The sequence below is a fragment of the Arthrobacter sp. TB 23 genome (genome assembly GCF_000294595.1).
GTDB lineage: Bacteria > Actinomycetota > Actinomycetes > Actinomycetales > Micrococcaceae > Arthrobacter_D.
This window is the reverse complement of sequence record NZ_ALPM01000065.1, coordinates 1-20513: the sequence shown is the minus strand read 5'-3', so window position 1 is coordinate 20513 and position 20513 is coordinate 1. Positions and strand designations below refer to the sequence as shown.

The 20513-nt window shown below is 63.2% G+C and carries 20 protein-coding genes and 4 tRNA genes; 13 read left to right on the top strand and 11 right to left on the bottom strand.

The window, feature by feature from the left end; genetic code table 11:
- Positions 1–70: 70 nt before the first annotated feature.
- From def to B384_RS0109495, 5 genes are all read right to left on the bottom strand, one after another.
- Positions 71–643: a peptide deformylase gene (gene def, locus B384_RS0109515; RefSeq protein WP_019482881.1), complete on the bottom strand. Its 573-nt coding sequence runs from the start codon at positions 641–643 to the stop codon at positions 71–73.
- Positions 644–691: 48 nt separating this feature from the next.
- On the bottom strand, positions 692–1849 hold the full coding sequence (locus B384_RS0109510) for an acyl-CoA dehydrogenase family protein (protein WP_019482880.1): 1158 nt from the start codon (positions 1847–1849) through the stop codon (positions 692–694).
- Positions 1850–1964: 115 nt separating this feature from the next.
- Positions 1965–2040, bottom strand: a tRNA-His gene (locus tag B384_RS0109505).
- Between the two features lie 140 nt (positions 2041–2180).
- Complete coding sequence (gene orn / locus B384_RS0109500; protein ID WP_083850901.1) at positions 2181–2783, bottom strand: oligoribonuclease; 603 nt, start codon at positions 2781–2783, stop codon at positions 2181–2183.
- A 20-nt stretch (positions 2784–2803) separates the two neighbouring features.
- Positions 2804–3205, bottom strand: coding sequence for a hypothetical protein (locus tag B384_RS0109495; protein ID WP_156809043.1), 402 nt, complete (start codon positions 3203–3205; stop codon positions 2804–2806).
- A gap of 370 nt (positions 3206–3575) precedes the next feature.
- Here B384_RS0109495 and mptB point away from each other — a divergent pair, with 370 nt between their 5' ends.
- From mptB to ettA, 5 genes are all read left to right on the top strand, one after another.
- Positions 3576–5105: a polyprenol phosphomannose-dependent alpha 1,6 mannosyltransferase MptB gene (gene mptB / locus B384_RS0109490; RefSeq protein WP_019482877.1), complete on the top strand. Its 1530-nt coding sequence runs from the start codon at positions 3576–3578 to the stop codon at positions 5103–5105.
- Positions 5106–5160: 55 nt separating this feature from the next.
- Positions 5161–5571 carry a DUF3224 domain-containing protein gene (locus B384_RS0109485; RefSeq protein WP_019482876.1) on the top strand — a complete coding sequence of 137 codons (411 nt, stop codon included), beginning with the start codon at positions 5161–5163 and terminating at the stop codon, positions 5569–5571.
- Positions 5572–5736: 165 nt separating this feature from the next.
- Positions 5737–5812, top strand: a tRNA-Arg gene (locus tag B384_RS0109480).
- Positions 5813–6080: 268 nt separating this feature from the next.
- The gene (locus tag B384_RS19685) at positions 6081–6731 is read left to right on the top strand and encodes a single-stranded DNA-binding protein (RefSeq protein ID WP_019482875.1); all 651 of its coding nucleotides are present in this window, start codon (positions 6081–6083) and stop codon (positions 6729–6731) included.
- A 103-nt stretch (positions 6732–6834) separates the two neighbouring features.
- A complete protein-coding gene (gene ettA, locus B384_RS0109470) occupies positions 6835–8517 on the top strand; it encodes an energy-dependent translational throttle protein EttA (protein ID WP_019482874.1) in 1683 nt (560 codons plus the stop codon).
- A 134-nt stretch (positions 8518–8651) separates the two neighbouring features.
- Here ettA and B384_RS0109465 read toward each other — a convergent pair whose 3' ends face one another.
- Entirely contained in the window at positions 8652–9533 is an 882-nt protein-coding gene (locus B384_RS0109465; RefSeq protein ID WP_019482873.1) for an acyl-CoA thioesterase, read from the bottom strand.
- Between the two features lie 156 nt (positions 9534–9689).
- Between B384_RS0109465 and B384_RS0109460 the strand changes: the two genes are divergently transcribed.
- Positions 9690–10172, top strand: coding sequence for an acyl-CoA thioesterase (locus B384_RS0109460; protein ID WP_019482872.1), 483 nt, complete (start codon positions 9690–9692; stop codon positions 10170–10172).
- 3 nt (positions 10173–10175) lie between these two features.
- Positions 10176–10844 (top strand): hypothetical protein, encoded by a 669-nt coding sequence (locus tag B384_RS0109455; RefSeq protein ID WP_019482871.1) that lies wholly within the window; start codon positions 10176–10178, stop codon positions 10842–10844.
- A 7-nt stretch (positions 10845–10851) separates the two neighbouring features.
- Here the strand turns inward: B384_RS0109455 and B384_RS0109450 are convergent, their stop codons facing one another.
- From B384_RS0109450 to pepN, 4 genes are all read right to left on the bottom strand, one after another.
- A complete protein-coding gene (locus tag B384_RS0109450; protein ID WP_019482870.1) occupies positions 10852–11337 on the bottom strand; it encodes a globin in 486 nt (161 codons plus the stop codon).
- A complete protein-coding gene (locus B384_RS18435; RefSeq protein WP_019482869.1) occupies positions 11334–11981 on the bottom strand; it encodes a mechanosensitive ion channel family protein in 648 nt (215 codons plus the stop codon). The genes B384_RS0109450 and B384_RS18435 overlap by 4 nt, the downstream gene beginning before the upstream one ends.
- Before the next feature lie 312 nt (positions 11982–12293).
- Complete coding sequence (locus B384_RS0109440) at positions 12294–12788, bottom strand: OsmC family protein (RefSeq protein WP_019482868.1); 495 nt, start codon at positions 12786–12788, stop codon at positions 12294–12296.
- Between the two features lie 31 nt (positions 12789–12819).
- Positions 12820–15372 (bottom strand): aminopeptidase N, encoded by a 2553-nt coding sequence (pepN, locus tag B384_RS0109435; protein WP_019482867.1) that lies wholly within the window; start codon positions 15370–15372, stop codon positions 12820–12822.
- A 176-nt stretch (positions 15373–15548) separates the two neighbouring features.
- Here pepN and B384_RS0109430 point away from each other — a divergent pair, with 176 nt between their 5' ends.
- Positions 15549–16022 carry a ribose-5-phosphate isomerase gene (locus B384_RS0109430; RefSeq protein ID WP_019482866.1) on the top strand — a complete coding sequence of 158 codons (474 nt, stop codon included), beginning with the start codon at positions 15549–15551 and terminating at the stop codon, positions 16020–16022.
- Between the two features lie 4 nt (positions 16023–16026).
- Positions 16027–16950, top strand: a complete 924-nt coding sequence (locus tag B384_RS0109425) for an Fpg/Nei family DNA glycosylase (protein ID WP_019482865.1) — start codon at positions 16027–16029, stop codon at positions 16948–16950.
- A gap of 90 nt (positions 16951–17040) precedes the next feature.
- Here the strand turns inward: B384_RS0109425 and B384_RS0109420 are convergent.
- Positions 17041–17114: transfer RNA gene (locus B384_RS0109420), tRNA-Gly, on the bottom strand.
- Between the two features lie 132 nt (positions 17115–17246).
- Between B384_RS0109420 and B384_RS0109415 the strand changes: the two genes are divergently transcribed.
- The 4 genes from B384_RS0109415 to B384_RS0109400 form a co-directional block, all read left to right on the top strand.
- A tRNA-Pro gene (locus tag B384_RS0109415) sits at positions 17247–17320 on the top strand.
- An 87-nt stretch (positions 17321–17407) separates the two neighbouring features.
- The gene (gene tig, locus B384_RS0109410) at positions 17408–18958 is read left to right on the top strand and encodes a trigger factor (RefSeq protein WP_019482864.1); all 1551 of its coding nucleotides are present in this window, start codon (positions 17408–17410) and stop codon (positions 18956–18958) included.
- Positions 18959–19193: 235 nt separating this feature from the next.
- On the top strand, positions 19194–19790 hold the full coding sequence (locus tag B384_RS0109405) for an ATP-dependent Clp protease proteolytic subunit (RefSeq protein ID WP_024475965.1): 597 nt from the start codon (positions 19194–19196) through the stop codon (positions 19788–19790).
- 52 nt (positions 19791–19842) lie between these two features.
- Positions 19843–20513, top strand: a 671-nt coding sequence (locus B384_RS0109400; RefSeq protein ID WP_019482862.1) for an ATP-dependent Clp protease proteolytic subunit, incomplete at its 3' end; no start/stop codon positions are given.

Below are 20513 nucleotides of genomic sequence, written 5' to 3'. Positions count from 1 at the left end.
ACCGACCGGACCACCGGACAGACCAGACCTACGGACCGGACCGGCCGACCGGACCGACGGGCGCCGTCGGCTAGTGGCCGAAGGGGTCCGGGTCCACACCTGGCATCCAGGTCAGACCGGGAGCGCCCCAGGCATTCTTCTTGATGGCCTTGCGGGCGGCGCGTGAATAGGGTTCGACGAGCCGGTCAACGTACAGCTTGCCTTCCAGATGGTCATACTCGTGCTGCATGCAACGCGCAAACCAGCCGGTGGCCACAAATTCAACCCGCTCGCCGAAGCCGTCAAAACCCGTCACCTTGACCCATTCGGCGCGTTTCAGCGGAAAGGATTCACCAGGAACGGACAGGCAACCCTCGGATTCTTCGTCGGGGTCCGGGTCGGCCCCCGAAATCTTGGTGGTCACCAGCGTCGGATTCACCAACACGCCGCGGGGCGCGACGTCGTCGTCGTTCACCATTCCGTACACGAATATCCGCTGGCCCACGCCGATCTGCGGTGCGGCGAGGCCAACGCCGTTGGCTTCGTCCATGGTCTCGAACATGTCGGCAATGAGGGTGCGCAGCTGCTCATCGAACTCGGTGACGACGGCGGCGCGGCGGTGCAGCACAGGCTCACCGGTGATGGTGACTGGGTGAACGGTCATTGTCGCTTTCCTGGAGGGGAGAAAATCGGAAGGGGCTAACGAGCTCGGTTATCGGCCGGCGATGTGGCGGCCGACGACGTCGCGCATGATCTCGCTGGTGCCGCCGAAGATGGTGAGCAGCCGGGTGGCGAGGAACGCCTGCGCCACCGGATACTCGAGGATGTACCCGTACCCGCCGTGGAGCTGGAGGCAGCGGTCAGTGATGGATTTGGCCCGCTCGCTTGCCCACAGTTTCACCCGGGCAGCGCTGGCCGCGTCCAGGGTTCCGGCGTTGAACGCGAGCATCGCCTGGTCGACGTACGTTTCGGTGACCTCAACCTCGGTGAGGATATCGGCCAGCTGGAAACGGGTGTTCTGGAAGTCGATAACCCGCTCGCCAAACGCGTTGCGTTCCTTGGTGTAGGTGACGGCGGCCTCGTAGCTGGCGCGGGACACAGCTGAGGCTGCAACGGCAATCGCGAGGCGCCCCTGCGGCAGCTGTTCGGTGGCGTAACGGAGCCCGTGGCCCAGTTCGCCCACCAGGTTGTCCCCGGTGACCCGAACCTCATCGAAAAAGAGCTCGGCGGTGTCGGAGGCTTTCAGGCCCATTTTGTCGAGCTGTTTGCCGGTGTTGTACCCCTCGCCTTTTTCGACCATGAACAGGGAGAAGGAATCGGCGGAGCCCCGGCCGGTGCTGCCGTCGGTGCGGGCCAGCACGAGGGAGGCGTCACCGCTGATGCCGTTGCCGATGAAGGTTTTCTGTCCGGAGATCAGCCAGTCGTCGCCGTCGCGCACCGCCTTGGTCCTGATGCCGCGCAGGTCGCTGCCGGCACCGGGCTCGGTCCACGCAACGCTGGTGACGCGTTCGCCGCTGACCATCCCGGGGAGCCACCGGGCTTTGAGGTCGTCGGAGCCGTAGGCCAGCAGGTGGGGGAGGACCAGGTCGTCGTGCAGGTGGAGGGCGAGGGCGACGGCGAGGTGGTTCGTTTTGGCGAACTCCTCGTCCAGCACGGCGCGGAAACGATAATCGGGCATTCCCGCCCCGCCGAACTCCTCGGGCACGGCCAGACCAAGGAGCCCCTGTTCGCCAGCGGCAGTCCACAGCGTGCGTGGCATGAGGTGGTCCTGATCCCAGCTTGCGTAGTGGGGTGCCACTTCGCGGGAAATGAATTCAGCTGCGACCTCGCGGAACAGCAGATGGTCTTCCTCAAACACGTTGCGTTCCATGCGGTCCAACCTCCACGGTGGCTCAACGCCAGCTGACGCCGGCCTGGGTCCTACAGGTAAGGCCGCCCCCGAAGATCTTCAGGGACGGCCTTCCAAGGCTAACTTTCAACCTTCTTGGGGTGAGTAACGGGGCTTGAACCCGCGACCTCCTGGACCACAACCAGGCGCTCTGCCAACTGAGCTATACCCACCATGTGCCTTCGGCCAAAATGACATCCCACCGGATGTTTCCGGTCGTGTTGTCACCTACAAAAGGCAGCGCAGACAAGTCTACACAATTTTTGCGGTCCCTCTGCAACCGGCTGCCCGGAAGGGGTTCCGGGCGCCCGAACTAGTCAGCCATCGACCCGGCAATCGCCTTGCTGGACGCCGAATCGGGGCCCGGGCTCGGCACGAAAATCGACTCCCGGTAGTAACGCAGCTCACGAATGGAGTCCTGGATATCCCCCAGGGCCCGGTGCCCCCCACTCTTGGCAGGGGACTGGAAATATGCCCGGGTGAACCACCGGCGAGCGAGTTCCTTGATGGTCGATACATCGATGATCCGGTAGTGCAGGTGCTCGATCACGGCCGGCATGTCGCGGGCCAGGAACGACCGGTCGGTACCCACCGAGTTCCCTCCCAGCTGGGCCTTGCGGGGTTCGGGGACCCATTTGGTGATGTAGGCCAGTACCTCAGCCTCAGCCTCGGCCATGCTGATGCCCTCGGGAAGTTCGGTGAGCAGCCCTGACGTCGTGTGCATGTCCCGCACAAAATCGCCCATCTGCGCGAGCGCGGCGTCGTCGGGCTTGATGACGACGTCGACACCCTCTCCCAGAATGTTCAGCTCGGAATCAGTCACGAGTACTGCAACTTCGATGAGTGCGTCCGAGACGAGGTCGAGCCCCGTCATTTCGCAGTCAATCCAGACAATGTGTTCATTAGATATCGGCACACCCCAAATGTACCGCGTGATCAGGCGCGGGAGTGGCTCCACTGGCGGCCGTCGGAGCGTTGCTCAACTGATCCGGCGAACACTCCCGCACCGCGGTTGCGCCGATAAGCCTGAACCGGCAGGGGGCCGGTGTCCGGCGGACCGAACTCCTGAACCCAACGGCTCGCCGCGGTGTGGCTCCCCGCTTCCGAGGCTGGCTGCTCACGAGCGGGCGGGGCCAGGGCCGGACGGGTGGGCTGCGGACCCGGCAGGGTACCGTGACCCCTGGTGGGCTCCGGCGTCACGCCCGGTGTTGTGGTGCCAACGGGTGCAGTGGCTGCTGTTGGCGCAGGCTGGCACGAGGCCGAGTGGGCTCCAGCGGGGTGTTGGGTGAGGGCACCGTTGTTGAGGATCCAGACCACACCGAAAGCTGCCGCAGGCATCGCGCCCAGGATAAACCCGGGTCCGGGGTCGAGGTCCAGGACCCACATGGAGGCGAAACATGCCGCCGAGATAAACACACCCCACGCAAGAAGTTCGTCAGCGGGTTTCTGCCGTTTGACAGGTTCCGCACTGTGGCGCCCCAAAGCCATCAACCACCAAATCGTCAAGGAATATTGGTCAAGCCAAGTGTAAGCACTGTTTCGCCGGATCCGGACGCAGCAACCGGGTGCGGCGATACCGGCTACGGACCAGCTGTCAATGCTAAAATCTAGCCAGTCTGCCCGGCCACGGCACCTCGGTTTAGATGCAGTAATTCAGCAGCACAGCCGTTCGAGATTTAGTGTTCGACCGAAGATTGGATAACCTCAGATGACTGCCCAGGTGCCAGCCGACGCCTCGCAGCCCCGGACGGACTCAGCCTTGGCGGGCCGCCCGAATGTCGCGGTTATCCAGGGGTTCGTGGGATCACTGCTGATGATGATCGGATCGTATGGTGTCGGCTGGCTGTCGCTGGCGTCAGTCGAGTTGCGCAGGGTCCCCGTCATCATGTGGATGCGGTTTGAACCGGCCGGCGCTGTGGTGTCCGTCCTGATCCTCGCCTTGGGTGGCATGCTTCTGGTCCGCTCCTGGCTGCGGCTTGGTCAACGCCTGCATGGGTGGGGGCCCGAGTCCCGGCCGGTGATCCTCCGCGCCGTGATTGCTTGGGGTGCGCCCATGTGCCTGGCCCTCCCGCTGTTCAGCAGGGATGTGTTCGCCTACATCGCGCAGGGCCAGGTGGTGTTGTCAGGGTTGAACCCCTATGTCGACGGCTACTCCCAGATCTCGAACTACCTGCAAATCGGTGCCGACGATATGTGGGCGCAAAGCCCCACCCCCTACGGGCCCGTATTCCTGTGGATTGAAGCCCTGGTAGTTGGCATCACCGGCGGGCAACCCGACTTCTCGATACTGCTCTTCCGGCTCATCGCCATTGTGGGAGTGGCACTGTGCGTGTACTACGTGCCCAAACTCGCCGAACTGCACGGCGTTAACCCCAACCGGGCGCTGTGGTTGACCGCGGCGAACCCCCTCTTCCTGATCAATTTCATTGCCAGCATCCACAATGATGCGCTGATGATCGGTCTTGCCCTCTGGGGGCTCTACCTGGCGGCGACCCAGAAACCGCTGCGCGCCATCGTGATCGTCACCCTGTCCATCGCCATCAAGCCCATCACGCTGATCTTTCTTCCTTTCATGGGGCTGATGTGGGCAGGTAAAGGTGCCAGCTGGCCGCGGAAGTTCCTCTACTGGGGTCTCACCGCTGGCATCTCATTTGCCATCCTCTGGGTGATGGGAATGATCAACGGGTTCGGGTTTGGCTGGGTGGGCGCACTGAGCACCCCGGGCAGCGTCTGGATCTGGTACGCGCCCATTGGATTCCTCGGCATGGTCGTCATGATCCTCGCGGACGCACTGGGCTTTGACGGTCAATCCTTCACTGATGTGGTCTACCTGCTGGGGCGGATCACCTCGCTGGCCATCATCGGGTGGCTCATGTTCACCGGTGAACACAGCCGGTTGGTACGCCGGCTCGCCCTCGCCTTCGCGGCGATCGTGTTCCTCGCGCCGATGATCCAGTCCTGGTACGTCGTGTGGCTGATCCCCTTGTTCGCCGTGACCGGTATCCGCAACGACTGGCAGGTCAAGACCCTTTACTTCATGGTGTCCTTCTTCATGATCTACGCCATCTCGGATCAGCTGGACATTTTCCCGTACTTCGAGCTCAGCCTGACGGTGGCACGGCAGGTCGCTGCGGTGGTGGCTCTGGGCTTCGCGTGCTACCTGGTTTTCCTCGATCCGAAGACCAAGATCCTGTTCCGGAAACGCTATGAAACCCCGGCGGCAGGCGAGCTGCACTGATCACCGGGGTCCTCCCAAACATGCTTTCTCGGGCTGAACCGGCGATACTGGGTCAATGACCGAATCGACAGAACACATCATCAGCGGCGATTTCGAGATATCTGACTGGAGTCCCGAGCCCTATTCAGTTCCCGGGTCGTCGAGTGAATTGTCCCGGGTCAGCGCCACCAAAGTCTTCACCGGCGACCTGGCTGGGACCAGTTTCGCCGAGTTACTGATGGCGGGGAACGACTTCGGCGCCGGCTACGTCGCGTCGGAGGTCTTCACCGGATCGGTCGGCGGCAGGGTGGGCACCATGATCGTCCAGCACTGGGGGATTGCCGAGGGTAGCGCTGCAGCCAGTTCAGGCCACATCATCCCGGGATCCGGTACCGAAGGCCTCACGGGAATCTCCGGCAAGGCGGTCTATTCACAGGATATCGCAGGCCAGCACCACCTCGAACTCAAGGTGACCTTCGGGGCGTAGCGAACCACCACCCGTTCCGGTGACCAACCCGGACCCCGGCGAGCAACCCGGCCATCCGTGGACGGAAATGCCCTGCATGTCAGCCACGCATGTCCAGATGCTGACGTAGAACCGGGGCGCCCATCGTCACGACGATGCTGGGCGGCGTAGTAACCTAGAAAAGTCGCCCCCGTAGCTCAGTGGATAGAGCAACGGCCTTCTAATCCGTTGGTCGCGCGTTCGAATCGCGCCGGGGGCACCACAGCATTACCGGGCCGACCAGCCGGCAAGACGCTGGCCCCGGAACAGGACGACCTGCAGGCAAGACCCCAGCCCCGGAACAGAGGCGGCCCGCGGAGTTGCGGCCGACCGCAACCGGTCCAGCGTGTTGATGACTTTCCCTCCACCTGCGACCCTTCCCTCAGCCTGTCCACATAGCGTTGCCACAGCCCCCGCCCGCACCCCGGTACCGGTGAAATAGTGTCTGCTGGCACACCCGCCAGCGCACACCTTTGCTGAAGGGGAATTCGATGAGCGACAACATCACAGTCCGAGGCTATGTGGCCACCGACGTCAAGTCAGGGGTCGCAGTCAGCGGCCTGGCCTACGCCAGTTTCCGCATGTGCTCGACCGAGCGCCGATTCGATCGGAACACCAGTTCCTGGGCTGACGGCCAAACCAACTGGTACGCCGTGTCGATGTTCAGGCAATTGGCCACCAACGCCGGAGTGAGCATCAAGAAGGGCGACAAGGTGGTGGTGAGCGGGCGGCTTCGGGTCCGGCCGTGGATCCGGGAGGACGGGAGAACCGGTACCTCGGTAGATATCGACGCTGAAACGGTCGGGCATGACCTGATGTGGGGGACCGCCCACTTCCACCGCACCAGCGCCGACCGCACCGGAGGGGAAACGTCGACGGCGGGTGATCCATCGGATGTGCAGGACTCCGACGTGGATTATCCACGGGTCGACCAGGCCACCGGGGAGATCATGGACGCGTCGGGCGGCTACCCGGAGCGCTCTGACGACGACGGAGCAGAGCACCCCGACGGGCACACTGACGGGCACACCGCTGGCGCCGACGCCGGGCACACCGCTGACGCCGACGACGCCGACGACTCGTCTGGCGGTGGCACCAGTTCACCGGAAGCAGGACGTCAACTCAGTGATGCACCCTTCTAGAACTCGGTGGCGCCGCCCTTCTGAAGGGGAACGCTCCTGTCAGGCAACGGGAGCTACCGCACACAAATGGGAGATAGTTGGTTGCACCGACTAGCCTTGGAGCATGGCGGAATTTATCTACACAATGACCAAGGCACGCAAGGCTGTCGGCGACAAAGTAATCCTCGACGACGTCAGCATGTCCTTCTACCCCGGCGCGAAGATTGGCGTCGTGGGCCCCAACGGCTCGGGCAAGTCCACCATCCTGAAGATCATGGCAGGCCTGGACACCCCTTCGAACGGCGAAGCGAAGCTCAGCGCTGGCTACTCAGTGGGCATCCTGCTGCAGGAGCCGCCCCTGAACGAGGAAAAGACCGTTCTGGGCAACGTGCAGGAAGGTGTCGGTGAGATCTACGGCAAGATCCAGCGATTCAACGAGATCTCCGAAGAGATGGCCAACCCGGACGCCGACTTCGACACCCTGCTTGAAGAGATGGGGAAACTGCAGGAAGCCATCGACGCGGCTGACGCCTGGGACCTCGATTCCCAGCTGGAACAGGCCATGGACGCGCTGCGCTGCCCGCCCCCGGAAACCGATGTCACGATCCTTTCCGGTGGCGAACGACGCCGGGTTGCGTTGTGCAAGCTGCTTCTACAGAAGCCCGACCTGCTGCTCCTCGATGAGCCCACCAACCACCTCGACGCTGAAAGTGTGCTGTGGCTCGAGCAGCACCTCAAGAGCTACGCCGGAGCTGTCCTGGCCGTGACCCACGACCGGTACTTCCTCGACCACGTTGCACAGTGGATCGCCGAGGTCGACCGCGGCCACCTGTACCCCTACGAGGGCAACTACTCCACCTACCTGGAAAAGAAGCGTGCCCGCCTCGAGGTGCAGGGCAAAAAGGATGCCAAGCAGTCCAAGCGCCTCACCGAGGAACTCGAATGGGTTCGCTCCAACGCCAAGGGCCGCCAGACCAAGTCGAAGGCCAGGCTCGCCAGGTACGAGGAGATGGCGTCAGAAGCGGAGCGCACCAAGAAGCTCGACTTCGAAGACATCCAGATCCCGCCGGGCCCACGCCTGGGTAACCAGGTCATTGAAGCAACTGACCTGCGCAAGGGCTACGACGATCGCATCCTGATCGACGGACTGTCCTTCTCGCTGCCCCGCAACGGCATCGTCGGCGTCATCGGCCCCAACGGCGTCGGTAAGACCACGCTGTTCAAGACCATCGTGGGCCTGGAACCAATCGACGGCGGCAAGCTGACCATCGGTGATTCGGTGAAAATCTCCTACGTCGACCAGTCCCGTGGTGGCATCGACCCCGAGAAGACCCTCTGGGAGGTTGTCTCCAACGGACACGACTTCATCCAGGTGGGACAGGTCGAAATGCCTTCACGGGCCTACGTATCGGCCTTCGGCTTCAAGGGCCCCGATCAGCAGAAGCGTGCCGGTGTCCTCTCCGGTGGTGAGCGTAACCGGCTGAACCTGGCCCTGACGCTCAAACAGGGTGGAAACCTTCTCCTCCTTGACGAACCGACTAACGACCTCGACGTCGAAACGCTGTCCAGCCTGGAAAACGCACTGCTGGAATTCCCCGGCTGCGCCGTGGTGGTATCGCACGACCGGTGGTTCCTCGACCGGGTCGTGACCCACATTCTCGCCTACGAGGGTACCGAGGAGAACCCGGACAAGTGGTACTGGTTCGAGGGTAACTTCGAGTCCTACGAGGAGAACAAGGTGGAACGGCTCGGCGCCGACGCCGCAAAGCCTCACCGCGTCACGCACCGCCGCCTGACCCGCGACTAACAGCTGACTCGTTGAAAAAGGAGCGCCCCGGCCACTAACGGTCGGGGCGCTCCTTCTTTTCATCGAGTCAACACCAAGGACGCGTTTGCGGCGATTTTCCGGTTATGTGTGTTGGCTCGATCCAGGTGGGGGCATCAGGGAACGCGGACCATGCCCTCCTGGGCAACGGTTGCCACCAGCTCGCCGGCACGGTTGAAGATCTGCCCGGTCGAGAGGCCACGTGCCCCCGAAGCGCTGGGGGACTGCTGAACATAAAGCAACCACTCATCCACCTTCACCGGACGGTGCCACCACATGGCGTGATCCAGGCTGGCGACACTCATGCCGGGGGTGATCCAGCTCAGGCCGTGCTGGCGGAGGATTGATTCGAGCAGCGTGTAGTCGCTGGCGTAGGCAAGGGCCGCCCGGTGCAGCCCCTGATCTGCCGGCATCGGAGCAAAGGTTTTCATCCAGACCGCATTGCGTGCCACCCGGTCGCTGTCGTGCTGCACATAGAGCGCACCATCCACATGCCGAATGTCGAACGGCCGGTCAAATGACCATGCGCGTGCCAACGGGTGGTCCATGTCGCCGAGCAGGTCGGCGGTACTGGGGAGCGACTCAGGATCGGGTACTCCCTCAGGCATCCGCTCCTGGTGGGACAGACCGTCGTCGGGCTGCTGGAAGGAGGCGATCATCGACAGGATGGGGACCCCATTCTGGTACGCGTGCGCCCGCCGGGCCGAGAAGGACCGGCCATCACGCAGACGCTGCACCCCGAAGGTGATCGGTTCAAGCGCATCTCCCGCCCTCAAAAAGTAGGCGTGCATGGAGTGGACTTCCCGGGTCGGCTCGACGGTGCGAATCGCCGCAATCAGTGCCTGAGCCAACACCTGACCACCGAAAATCCGCCGCCCTGCCTGTTGCACCGAGGTACCCACGAAGATCTCCTCGTCGGTCTGCGCTCCATCCGCGCTGCTCAGATCAAGCAGGTCGACCAGCGTTTGGGTTGGATCGACAGTGGACTCGACAGCCATAGGTAAATTCTCCTTGTAGTGCGGTGATGCGTGGGGTAGATCCGTCGCGGAAACGACGTCGAAAGTACCTCTGACCTTAGTTGCACACGCGTCCGCCCCTCAACACCAGTGGTGAAGCGTTTAGCCGGGCCGGGTTACGTTTGAGAGGATGGGAGCATGCCCCGGATCCAGCGCTTCCCTATTCAGCTACGCTTCGGCGACGAAGACTCCTACGGACACGTCAATAACGTGCGGTTCCTGCAGTACCTTGAGGACGCGCGCGTCCAGTTCATTCATCTGCCCCTCTCGGACCCGGTCCAGGGCGGCGCCGAACCGTCCGATACCCTGCTTGACCTGATCGGCCCGGACCACTTCACGCTCGTTGCACGGCACGAGATCGAATACTCGGCGCCGCTGAACTACCGTCCCAGCCCGCTGGAGATCAGCATCTGGGTGACCGGCATCGGCGGCTCAAGCTTTGATCTGGGCTACCAGATCGCGGAGCCGGACGGCTCCATCAGTTACGCTCTGGCGGCTTCCACCATGATCCTCGTCAACCGGACCACCGGCCGGCCCGCGAAACTCAACGAAGCGCAGCGCGCCGCCCTGGAGCGCTGGCTCGGCGACCCGGTGGCCTTCCGGCGCCGACAGGACGGCTGACCGATGGTGTCACCGCCGGAATCAACCGAGCTGATCTTCACCGATCCACTGGTGGTCGCCGACCTGCGGACGTTCATCGCCCGGGCCAGGGCAGCCGAAGACGGCGCCGTCCGGCTGCAGGCGACGGGAACTGTCCTCGCCGCCTACATCTGCATTCTCCGGCCGCGCATCCTCGGCGAGGCGATCCCCACCGTTCTTGGATTGCGGACCATGCCGCTGGCAGCCCCGGCGAACGTGGACACCACTGTTGCTTTGGCCTCGGTGTCGGACCGGCTCGCCCGGATGGCCGACGACGACGTCGTCCTGCAGGTTCCCCCGACCACGGTCACCGAGAGCTGGACCGGGGTGCTGCCCCCACGCTCCGGGTGGGAGCCGCGCGGCGACCTCAGCGCCGAGCTTGTCGAGACTGCAGCCAGAAACGGTATCCGCGAAGTCGCGGAGACCGTCCCGAACAATCCGGGTGCCCTGATCGTCAACAGTGCCAGGGGAGCGATCTGGGGTCGCAGCATCGAAGATCTGGCAGTCGAGGTGCCAGCGGGTGCAGCCTTCGGGGCCTTCGCCCTGGGTTTCCTCGCCGGGGAAGAGCGTCCACTGGTCCTGACCAACGGGCGGTGGACCCGGATCAGCACCTCGCGAGGCCATGTGCTGTCGCGGATCCCTACCGTGATATGAACGGGTCCTAGCGGTCGTCCGCTGAGTTGACCATCGAATGGGCAGCCCGCTCAAGGTAATCCCACAGCGTCGCCTCATGGAGAGGTGCGAGGTCCAGGGCGTCGACGGCAGCGCGCATGTGCGTCAACCAGTGATCCCGGGCCTGGGGTGACACGGCGAACGGCATGTGCCGCATCCGGAGTCGCGGATGCCCTCGCTGCTCCCCGTACGTCTTGGGACCGCCCCAGTACTGTTCAAGGAACATCAGCAGGCGTTCCTTGGCCGGTCCGAGATCCTCCTCGGGGTACATCGGGCGCAGCAACTCGTCATCGGCGATGCCGGCGTAGAAAATATCGACCAGTTTCACGAAGACCGGATGCCCTCCGACTGCTTCGTAGAAGTTGTCGGTATAGGCTGGCTGGTCGAATCGCGGACCCACCGGTGTGAGCCTGGCGAGCGGCTCCCCGAATCGGGATGGGATGGGGATGCCTTCGGCGTTTCCGGGGTTTGTCATGATTTCTCTCCTGTAGGTTCGGCGCCGGGTACCGGGGCAACGGGTGCGGCATCGGCAGCTACTGGCGCCACGTAGTCGCCCTGTGAACGGTTGCCCACTTTCATGATGTCCCCGTTGCGGAGGTACCAGATGGCCCCGTTGTCATCGATCAGACGCGTAATCCGCAGACCTACCGACTGCACCACTCCGACGGTGTCGCCGACCTCGATGGTGTCGCCGATTCCGTACTGATCCTCGAGGGTGATGAAAAACCCGAGGAACGCATCCCTGATGATTTCGCGGGCACCAAAGCCAATGGCGATACCCACGATTCCGACGCTCGCGAGAATGGGACCAATATCCACGCCGAGCGCCTGCAGGGCCATCATGATGGCAATGATCGCGATGGTGAGACCCGAAACGCTGCGCAGCAGTGCCCCGATGGTCTCGGTTCGTTGCACCCGCCGTTTGTGGTCGAGGGTACGAAGGACGGGCTGCGCCCATTTGAGATGCGGTTTCTTGAACAGGTCGGACCCGCTGCGCACCCGCCGCACCATCCGGTTGATGATGAAGCGGACCACCAGCCATAACACCAGCCCAGCCACCAGGATGATGGCGGCGTGGAGGAGCTGGTCTCCTAAACCAATCTGGGTGGGCGACTGCATGGGGGCGTGACCGTTTCCTTCACAAGCGCAGGGTTCTCCCCGCCAGCGGCGGAAAGGGTGTCTGGTCCTAGGCTAGCGCCGTAGGTCGAGCCGAGATGCATCCTGATCCCCGGCGGCAGCGGATTTCTCTCCCGGCGGATTGTCGGCCAAACACTCAATTTGGGCATGGGTGCCGCGGGGGACGACGTCGGGCCCGCCGGGGGGCGCTGGATTGGCGCAGGCAAAGAGGGCCACCCGAAGCAGCGAGCGGAAAATCGGGTCTGATCCCGGCGCGGAGGAACGGCTCCATCCGCGCCGGACCGACGACGCTTCCTAGGCGTCCTGCGGGGCCTCTTCCACCACCACTACCACCGGTTCGTGATTGACCGGAAAGTTGACCGACCGCGCGATAAAACAGGACGCGGCGGCATCACGGTGGATGGCCTGCGCGGTGTATTTCAGCAGGGGATCGGTGATGGTCACCCGAGGCTTCAGGGTGACACTGATGAACTCGCCGCTGCCGTTGCCATTCAACCTCATGGTGCCGACGGCGGGATCCTCGTAGGCGGTCACTACCACCCCGTTTTTCACCGCCATATGGAGATAGGACAGCATGTGGCATTGGGACAGTGCCGCGAGCAGCAACTGTTCAGGATTCCACCTGTCTTTGTCTCCGTGGAAGGTGGGGTCCGCCGTGCCGAGCAGCAACGGCGGACCCACAGCCGACACCTCGTGGTCCCGGCCGTAGCCTCGGTATGACCGGGTGCCTTCGCCACGATTCCCGGTCCATCTGACAGCTATCCGATAGTGGTGCTCGGAGAGGTTCATGGGTTATAAACTACACCCCAAACCGCCTGATTTACCGGTCGACGGCCTGCGCTTTCAGAGCCCGCACAATCCCGTCCTGGCTCTCAAGGATCAGGCGTCGCAACGAGGTGCTTTCGGCATCGAGCGCGGCCAGGAAGGCTGCAGATTTGTCCAGCGTCTCCTGGGTGGTTAACCGCGATGGATACAGCCCCACGATGATTTGCTGAGCGATCTCGTGAGTCCTGCTGCCCCAGACGTCAGGGGCAGCAGCAAAGTACTTGTCCACGAAGGGAGCAAGGACTGCTGGGTCGTGAACGCGCATGAACCCGGCAATCGCTGACCGCTGGGCCGCGTTGGGCATGTCCGACCGCTCAATGATGCTGTGCCACGCTTCGGCCTTCGCCTCCGGCGTGGGGATGGCCGCCTTCGCCTGGGCGGCTGCCAGCTGACCGGTGGCGGTGGCATCGCGCTCGAGCTCGGCGTCGATGTCCGGCTGCGCGAACCTGCCACCAGCCACGAGTGAGGTGACCAACTCCCAGCGTAGGTCGGCGTCAATCTCCAACCCCGCGCGCACCTCGGAGCCGGTGAAGATCGCTTCAATGGTGTCCAGATGGGGTCCGGTCTGCGCGTGTCCGGCGAACGCCTTGATGAACTGCAACTGTGAATCCGATCCGGCGTCGGCCCGCTGGGCGAGTTCCCAGAGGCTGTCGGCGGCCGCGATAGTCATCGCTGACCGGTCGACGGGGTTCACATAGAACGCGAGCGTCGTGGCGAGCTGACGGAGCAGGACCAGCACCACCGACGAATCGGATTCGGCGCCGATGTTCTGCAGGATCAGCTCCACGTAGTTGCGGGCCGGTGTCTCACCGTCGCGTGCTGCGTCCCAGGCTGAAGCCCAGACCAGGGTGCGGGGGAGCGAGTCGTTGAAGTCCTTGAGGTGTCGCGTTGCTGTGCGCAACGACACCTCGTCGAGCCGGATCTTCGCGTAGGCCAGATCATCGTCGTTGAGCAGCACCAGGTCGGGGCGGGCCCGGCCAACCAGTTCAGGCACGTCGGTGCGTTCGCCGTCGACGTCGAGTTCCACCCGGTCAATACGCTGCAGCTTTCCGGCATCATCCAGGGAATAGCAGCCAATCGCCAGTCGGTGCGGGCGGATCGTGGGGTAGTCGGCAACAGCCGACTGGAGGACTGCAAAGCTGGTGATCACGCCGTCGTTGTCGACCTCGAGTTCAGGCCGCAGGGTGTTGACGCCAGCCGTTTCCAGCCACAGGGCCGACCATTCCTTCAAGTCACGGCCGCTGGCTTTCTCCAACTCGGACAGCAGGTCCACCAGTTCGGTGTTCTTCCAGGAGTGCTTGCCGAAGTACTCCCTGACGCCTTCCATGAACTTGTCCTGGCCCACCCAGGCCACCAGCTGCTTGAGCACCGAGGCGCCCTTGGCATAGGTGATGCCGTCGAAGTTCACCTGCACATCTTCGAGGTCGTTGATGTCGGCGACGATCGGGTGGGTGGAGGGGAGCTGGTCCTGACGGTAGGCCCAGGCTTTCTCCAGCGAGGCGAACGTGGTCCATGACTGCTTGAACTCGGTGGCTTCGGCGGCGGCGAGGGTGGACATGAACTCGGCGAAGGATTCGTTGAGCCAAAGGTCGTTCCACCAGCGCATGGTCACCAGGTCGCCGAACCACATGTGCGCGAGTTCATGCAGGATGGTGATGGCCCGGCGCTCAACGGTGGCGTCGGTGACCCGGGACCTGAAAACGTAGCTTTCCACGAAGGTCACGGCGCCGGCGTTCTCCATGGCACCCGCATTGAACTCGGGGACAAAGAGCTGGTCGTACTTGGCGAACGGGTACGGGGTTCCGAACTGCTCTTCGAAGAAGGCGAACCCCTGCCTGGTCAACGCGAACACGTTCTCGGCGTCGAGGTGCTGCATCAGAGACTTCCGGGCAAAGACACCCAGGGGAATGACACGGCCGTCCGAACTGGTGAGCTCGCTGCGCACCGACTGGTACGGTCCGGCGATCAGGGCAGTGACGTAGGACGACAGCACACCGGTGGGCTCGAAGGACCAGGTGGACGTCGCGACGCCGTCGTCGGCCGAGCCGGCGTCGACAGGGACGGGCGTGGGGGAGTTGGAGATGACATCCCAGTGCGACGGCGCCGTCACGGTGAAGCTGAAGGTGGCCTTGAGATCGGGCTGCTCAAAGACGGGGAACACGCGCCGGGAGTCCGGAACCTCGAACTGGGTGTAGAGGTACACCTCGTTGTCGACCGGGTCGACGAAGCGGTGCAGACCCTCGCCGGTGTTCATGTAAAACATGTCAGCGTCAATCACCAGCTCATTGGCTGCCGCGAGCTGGGGCAGCTGGATGCGGATTCCATCAGAGACCTCGGACGGGTCGAGCTCGACGCCGTTCAGGGTCACCCGTGACACGTCCTTGGTGACGGCGTCAATGAACGTTGAAGCACCCTGGGTGGCCTCGAACTTCACGACAGTCCGCGACCCGAAGACTGTGTCGCCACGGGTGAGGTCAAGGTTGATGTCGTAGGAGGTGACGGTCAAAATGTCAGCGCGAGCTCGTGCCTCTTCGCGCGTCAGATTCATGCCTGGCAAAGTGGAGCCTTTCGAAAAAGATGATGGGAAGCCCTGCGGGTGGCGGGCGTCGGGTGTGATGCAGCTTACGCAGCACAGCCATTCTTTCATCAGCGTCGACCAACCTGCACACCCGGCAACCAAGTACCCTTGACAGCACACACCCATCTCATCGAAACGGATCTTTCATGCGCGTTCATATCGCCACTGACCACGCCGGCATGGAGCTCAGTGCCCACCTGATCGAGCACCTGCGCGGAACCGGGTACGAGGTCATCGACCACGGACCACAGGTCTACGACGCTGAGGATGACTACCCCGGGTTCTGCATCAACGCAGCGCAGGCCGTCGTCATTGACCAGCAGGCAGGGCGCGAAGCGCTGGGCATTGTGCTCGGTGGATCCGGCAACGGCGAACAAATGGCTGCCAATAAGGTGCGGGGAGTCCGCGCTGCGCTGGCCTGGAGCCTGGACACCGCAAAGCTGGCGCGCCAGCACAATGACGCCAACGTGGTGGCAGTCGGCGGACGGCAGCACACGGTCGAGGAAGCAACACTCATCATTGACGCGTTCCTCGCCGAGCCGTTCAGCGACGCCGAACGCCACGTGCGGCGGATCGGGCAGCTCGCCGCCTACGAGACCACCGGCAGCGTCAACCTGTAGTCCCATGCCCGAAGGCCATTCAATTCACCGGCTGGCGTCCCAGCTGTCCTCAGTGTTCGGCGGGCAGCAGGTCGCGGCATCCAGCCCACAGGGTCGGTTTGCTGCTGGCGCGGCAGGCCTGGACGGACGCGTGTTGGTGCGAGCCGCTGCGCATGGAAAACAACTCTTCGTCGAGTTCGCCGACGGTCTCGACGAAAGTCCTACCCCCACACTTTTCCTACGCGTGCACCTGGGGCTTTACGGTGCCTGGAGCTTTGGCGGCGACAAGTCGTTCATGGGCGCGTCCAGCATCGGTGCGCCGCGCAAGGTGGGGGAGCGGGAGGTCGCCGGTACCCCCGACGCCACCTACGCCGGGCCGCCGGCTCCCGTGGGTGCCGTCCGTCTGCGCCTCGTCAGCGAGTATGGCTGGGCCGATTTGCGCGGCCCGACAGCCTGTGAGGTAATTACCGAACCGGAGCGCGACGCCGTCTTCGCCCGCCTTGGCCCCGATCCGCTCGGCAGCGCCGCTCTGGATGCGCCCGACGACGTCGCCCGGTTCGCGTCCGGTCTGCGCAAGAGCGCCAGCCCGGTGGGCCTGCTCCTGATGAATCAGGCGGTGATCGCGGGCGTAGGCAACATCTATCGGGCTGAGGCGCTGTTCAGGCAAAAGCTGGACCCGTGGCGCCCCGGCAAGTCGGTCAGCGTTGAGGAAGCCACAGTCCTGTGGGAGGACATCGCCGCGATCATGGGGGACGGAGTGCGTGCTGGCCGGATTATTACGACGTCGCCGGCCGATCGATCCTCGTCGTCGTCCCGGGTCAAACGCGAGGACGCGCATTACGTCTATGGGCGGGCCGGTCTGAACTGCCGCCGCTGCGGAACGCCGGTGGCAGTTGCCGAGATGGCGGCGCGGAAATTGTTCTGGTGTCCCGGCTGCCAGGCGCCCTAGCAGCCCGGTAGTCAAACGAAAAAAGCACCCGGCGCCAGGTTGGCGGGGTGCTTTTTTATTGGACTGGGTTGAGGAAATTTACCCACATTCTGGAGGGGATGACGGGAATCGAACCCGCATCATCAGTTTGGAAGACTGAGGCTTTACCACTAAGCTACATCCCCAAAAACCCGAGCAAGCTACTAACTACTTTAGCGGCTCAGGCCGTCGGAACGCCTATAACTACACCACAAGCAAGGCCGTTTAGCCAAATGTGCAACTGGAGCAAAAGTTACGTAGACTAATGGCTGCACTTACGGGGTGTAGCTCAGCTTGGTAGAGCGCCTGCTTTGGGAGCAGGAAGTCGCAGGTTCAACTCCTGTCACCCCGACTCTGCATTATCGCCGCGGATGCCGTTCCGGTAATTCCACGGGCGCCGTGTGGTCATTCATCTTCAATCATTCAGGAGTACTACGCCGTGAAGAGCGCTGTCGAAAACCTCACTCCCACGCGAGTGAAGCTCAATGTTGAAGTTCCTTTTGAGGAGCTCAAGCCAAACATCGATGCGGCTTACAAGACCATCTCCGCCCAGGTCCAGGTTCCGGGCTTCCGCAAGGGACGCGTCCCCAACCAGCTGATTGACCAGCGGGTAGGTCGCGGTTACGTCATCGAAACCGCAATCAACGATGGTTTGAATGACTTTTACCAGAGCGCCGTTCAGGAAACGGGAATCCGTCCCCTGACCCGCCCAGAGGTTGAGATCACCGAAGTGCCGGATCCCGCCGCCAAGGATGGACAGCTCCTGTTCACCGTCGAGCTGGATGTCCGCCCGGAGATCACCCTTCCCGAGTACTCGGGTCTCGAAGTGACCGTCGAAGCTGCAGAGGCATCCGACGCCGACGTCGACAAGGCTCTTGACGAGCTGCGTGGCCGGTTCGGTACCCTCACCGCGGTTGATCGTCCCGCCGCCGACGGTGACTTCCTCACCGTAAACCTGGTAGCAACGGTCGACGGCGAGCAGGTTGACGCTGCGCAGGACGTGTCCTACCAGATCGGTTCCGGCACCATGCTTGAGGGCATGGACGAAGCCGTCACCGGGCTCAGCGCCGACGAGGACGCCATCTTCGAGACCACGCTGGCCAACGGCGAGAACGCCGGCAACAAGGCGCAGGTCAAGGTTGAGGTCAGCGCCGTCAAGGAGCGCGAACTCCCCGAAGCTAACGACGACTTCGCCCAGCTTGCCAGCGAATTCGACACCATCGCTGAACTGCGCGCCGACCTCACCAAGCGCGCAGCCGAAGAGAAGGTCACCAAGCAGGGCGTTGAAGCTCGTGACCTGGTTCTTGAGAAGCTCATCGAGCTCATCGAGGTCCCCGTCCCAGCAGCCTTCATCGAGGATCAGCTGGAACAGCACTTCACCGGTGAAAACGCCCACGCCAACGCCGAGGGTCACGACACCGAAGAGCACCGCACCGAGATTCGCGAGAACACCGAGCAGGCGTTCCGCAACGAAATGATCCTCGACGCGATCGCCGAGAAGGAAGAAATCGGTGTCAGCCAGCCGGAGCTGATCGATTACATCGTGTCGACCGCCGGCCAGTACGGCATGGAGCCGAACCAGTTCGCTCAGATGCTGGATCAGAGCGGTCAGGTTCCGATGATTGTCGGAGAGGTCCGTCGTCGTAAGGCACTGGCGAAGGTCCTTGAACTGGCAGTCGTCACGGACAGCTCCGGATCCGTTGTTGACCTGAGCGACTTCGTTCGCCCCGGCGATGAAGCTGACGACTCATCCGAGGCGCCCGCTGAGAAGAAGCCGGCCAGGAAGGCCCCAGCAGCCAAGAAGCCGGCCGCTGAGAAGAAAGCTCCTGCAGCCAAGAAGCCTGCCGCTGAGAAGAAGCCCGCTGCGGAGAAGAAGCCAGCCGCTGAAAAGAAGCCAGCTGCGGAGAAGAAGCCTGCTGCGAAGAAGGCGGCTCCGAAAAAGCCAGCCAAGGCCGAGGCTGCAGCTGACGAAGAGTCCAGCAAGGCATAGCCCCACCATTGACGAATGAGGGCCGTCTTCCCACCCGGGAGGACGGCCCTCGGCCGTTAAGTTCCGCAGCCCCCGCTCTGGTGCGCCGTCAGCGAACAGCCTCCGCAGCGGGATCAAACGGACCCCCAAACAAGTTACTGTCCAATGAGAGACAAACGGTCGGCTACCGGCACCCGGTAGACCAACCAGAGTGAGAGGCTAACTTCCAATGGCAATCGAACCCACCACCCCGACCATGGCGACCGTAGACCCCGCTGGCCGGGATGACTACATCTATAACCGGCTCCTGAAAGAGCGCATCATCTGGCTCGGCTCAGAGGTCAGGGATGACAACGCCAACGCCATCTGCTCCCAGCTGCTGCTCCTGTCAGCTGAAGACCCGGACAAAGACATCTTCCTGTACATCAACTCGCCCGGCGGGTCGGTCACCGCGGGAATGGCCATTTACGACACCATGCAGTTCATCCCGAACGACGTGGTCACCGTCGCCACCGGGCTTGCGGCGTCGATGGGACAGTTCCTCCTCTCCTCGGGCACCAAGGGCAAGCGCTATGCGACCCCTCACGCCCGGGTACTGATGCACCAGCCCTCCGGCGGCATCGGTGGAACGGCGTCGGACATCCGGATCCAGGCCGAACTGATCCTGCACATGAAGCGCGTGATGGCTGAACTCACGGCAGAGCAGACCGGGCAGACGGTCGAGAAAATCCTCAAGGACAACGACCGCGACAAGTGGTTCACTGCGCAGGAGGGCCTGGAATACGGCTTCTTCGACAAGATCGCTGCGCACGCCAACACGGTATCCGGCGGCGGCGGAACGCAGCGCGACTAAGTCGCTGCGCCTGCGCCCCACCCACCACAGCAGAGATCACCCAGGAGAGACCATGAACCACAATTTTGGAGCCGCAGCAGGCGGCGCCGCACCGCAGATGCCGTCCAACCGCTACGTTCTTCCCCAGTTCGAAGAGCGCACCCCCTACGGGTTCAAGCGCCAGGACCCGTACACCAAGCTCTTCGAGGACCGCATCATCTTCCTCGGCGTGCAGGTTGACGATGCATCGGCCGACGACGTGATGGCCCAGCTGCTGGTGCTTGAGTCGACCGATCCAGAGCGCGACATCACGCTCTACATCAACTCGCCGGGTGGATCGTTCACGGCCATGACCGCAATTTACGACACCATGCAGTTCATCCGCCCTGAAATCCAGACCGTCTGCCTCGGCCAGGCTGCCAGCGCTGCAGCCGTGCTGCTCGCGGCAGGGGCCCCCGGCAAGCGGCTTGCACTTCCCAACGCCCGTGTCCTGATCCACCAGCCGGCCCTTGGCGGCGGCCAGGGTGGTCAGGCGTCGGACCTGGAGATCCAGGCCAACGAAGTGATGCGGATGCGCACCTGGCTGGAGGACACGCTGGCCCTGCACAGTGGCAAGAGCGCCGAGCAGGTCAACATCGATATCGAACGCGACAAGATCCTCACCGCCGCCGACGCCAAGGCGTACGGCCTGGTGGACGAAGTTCTGACGTCACGCAAGATCAGCCCACCGAAGATCAACAAGCC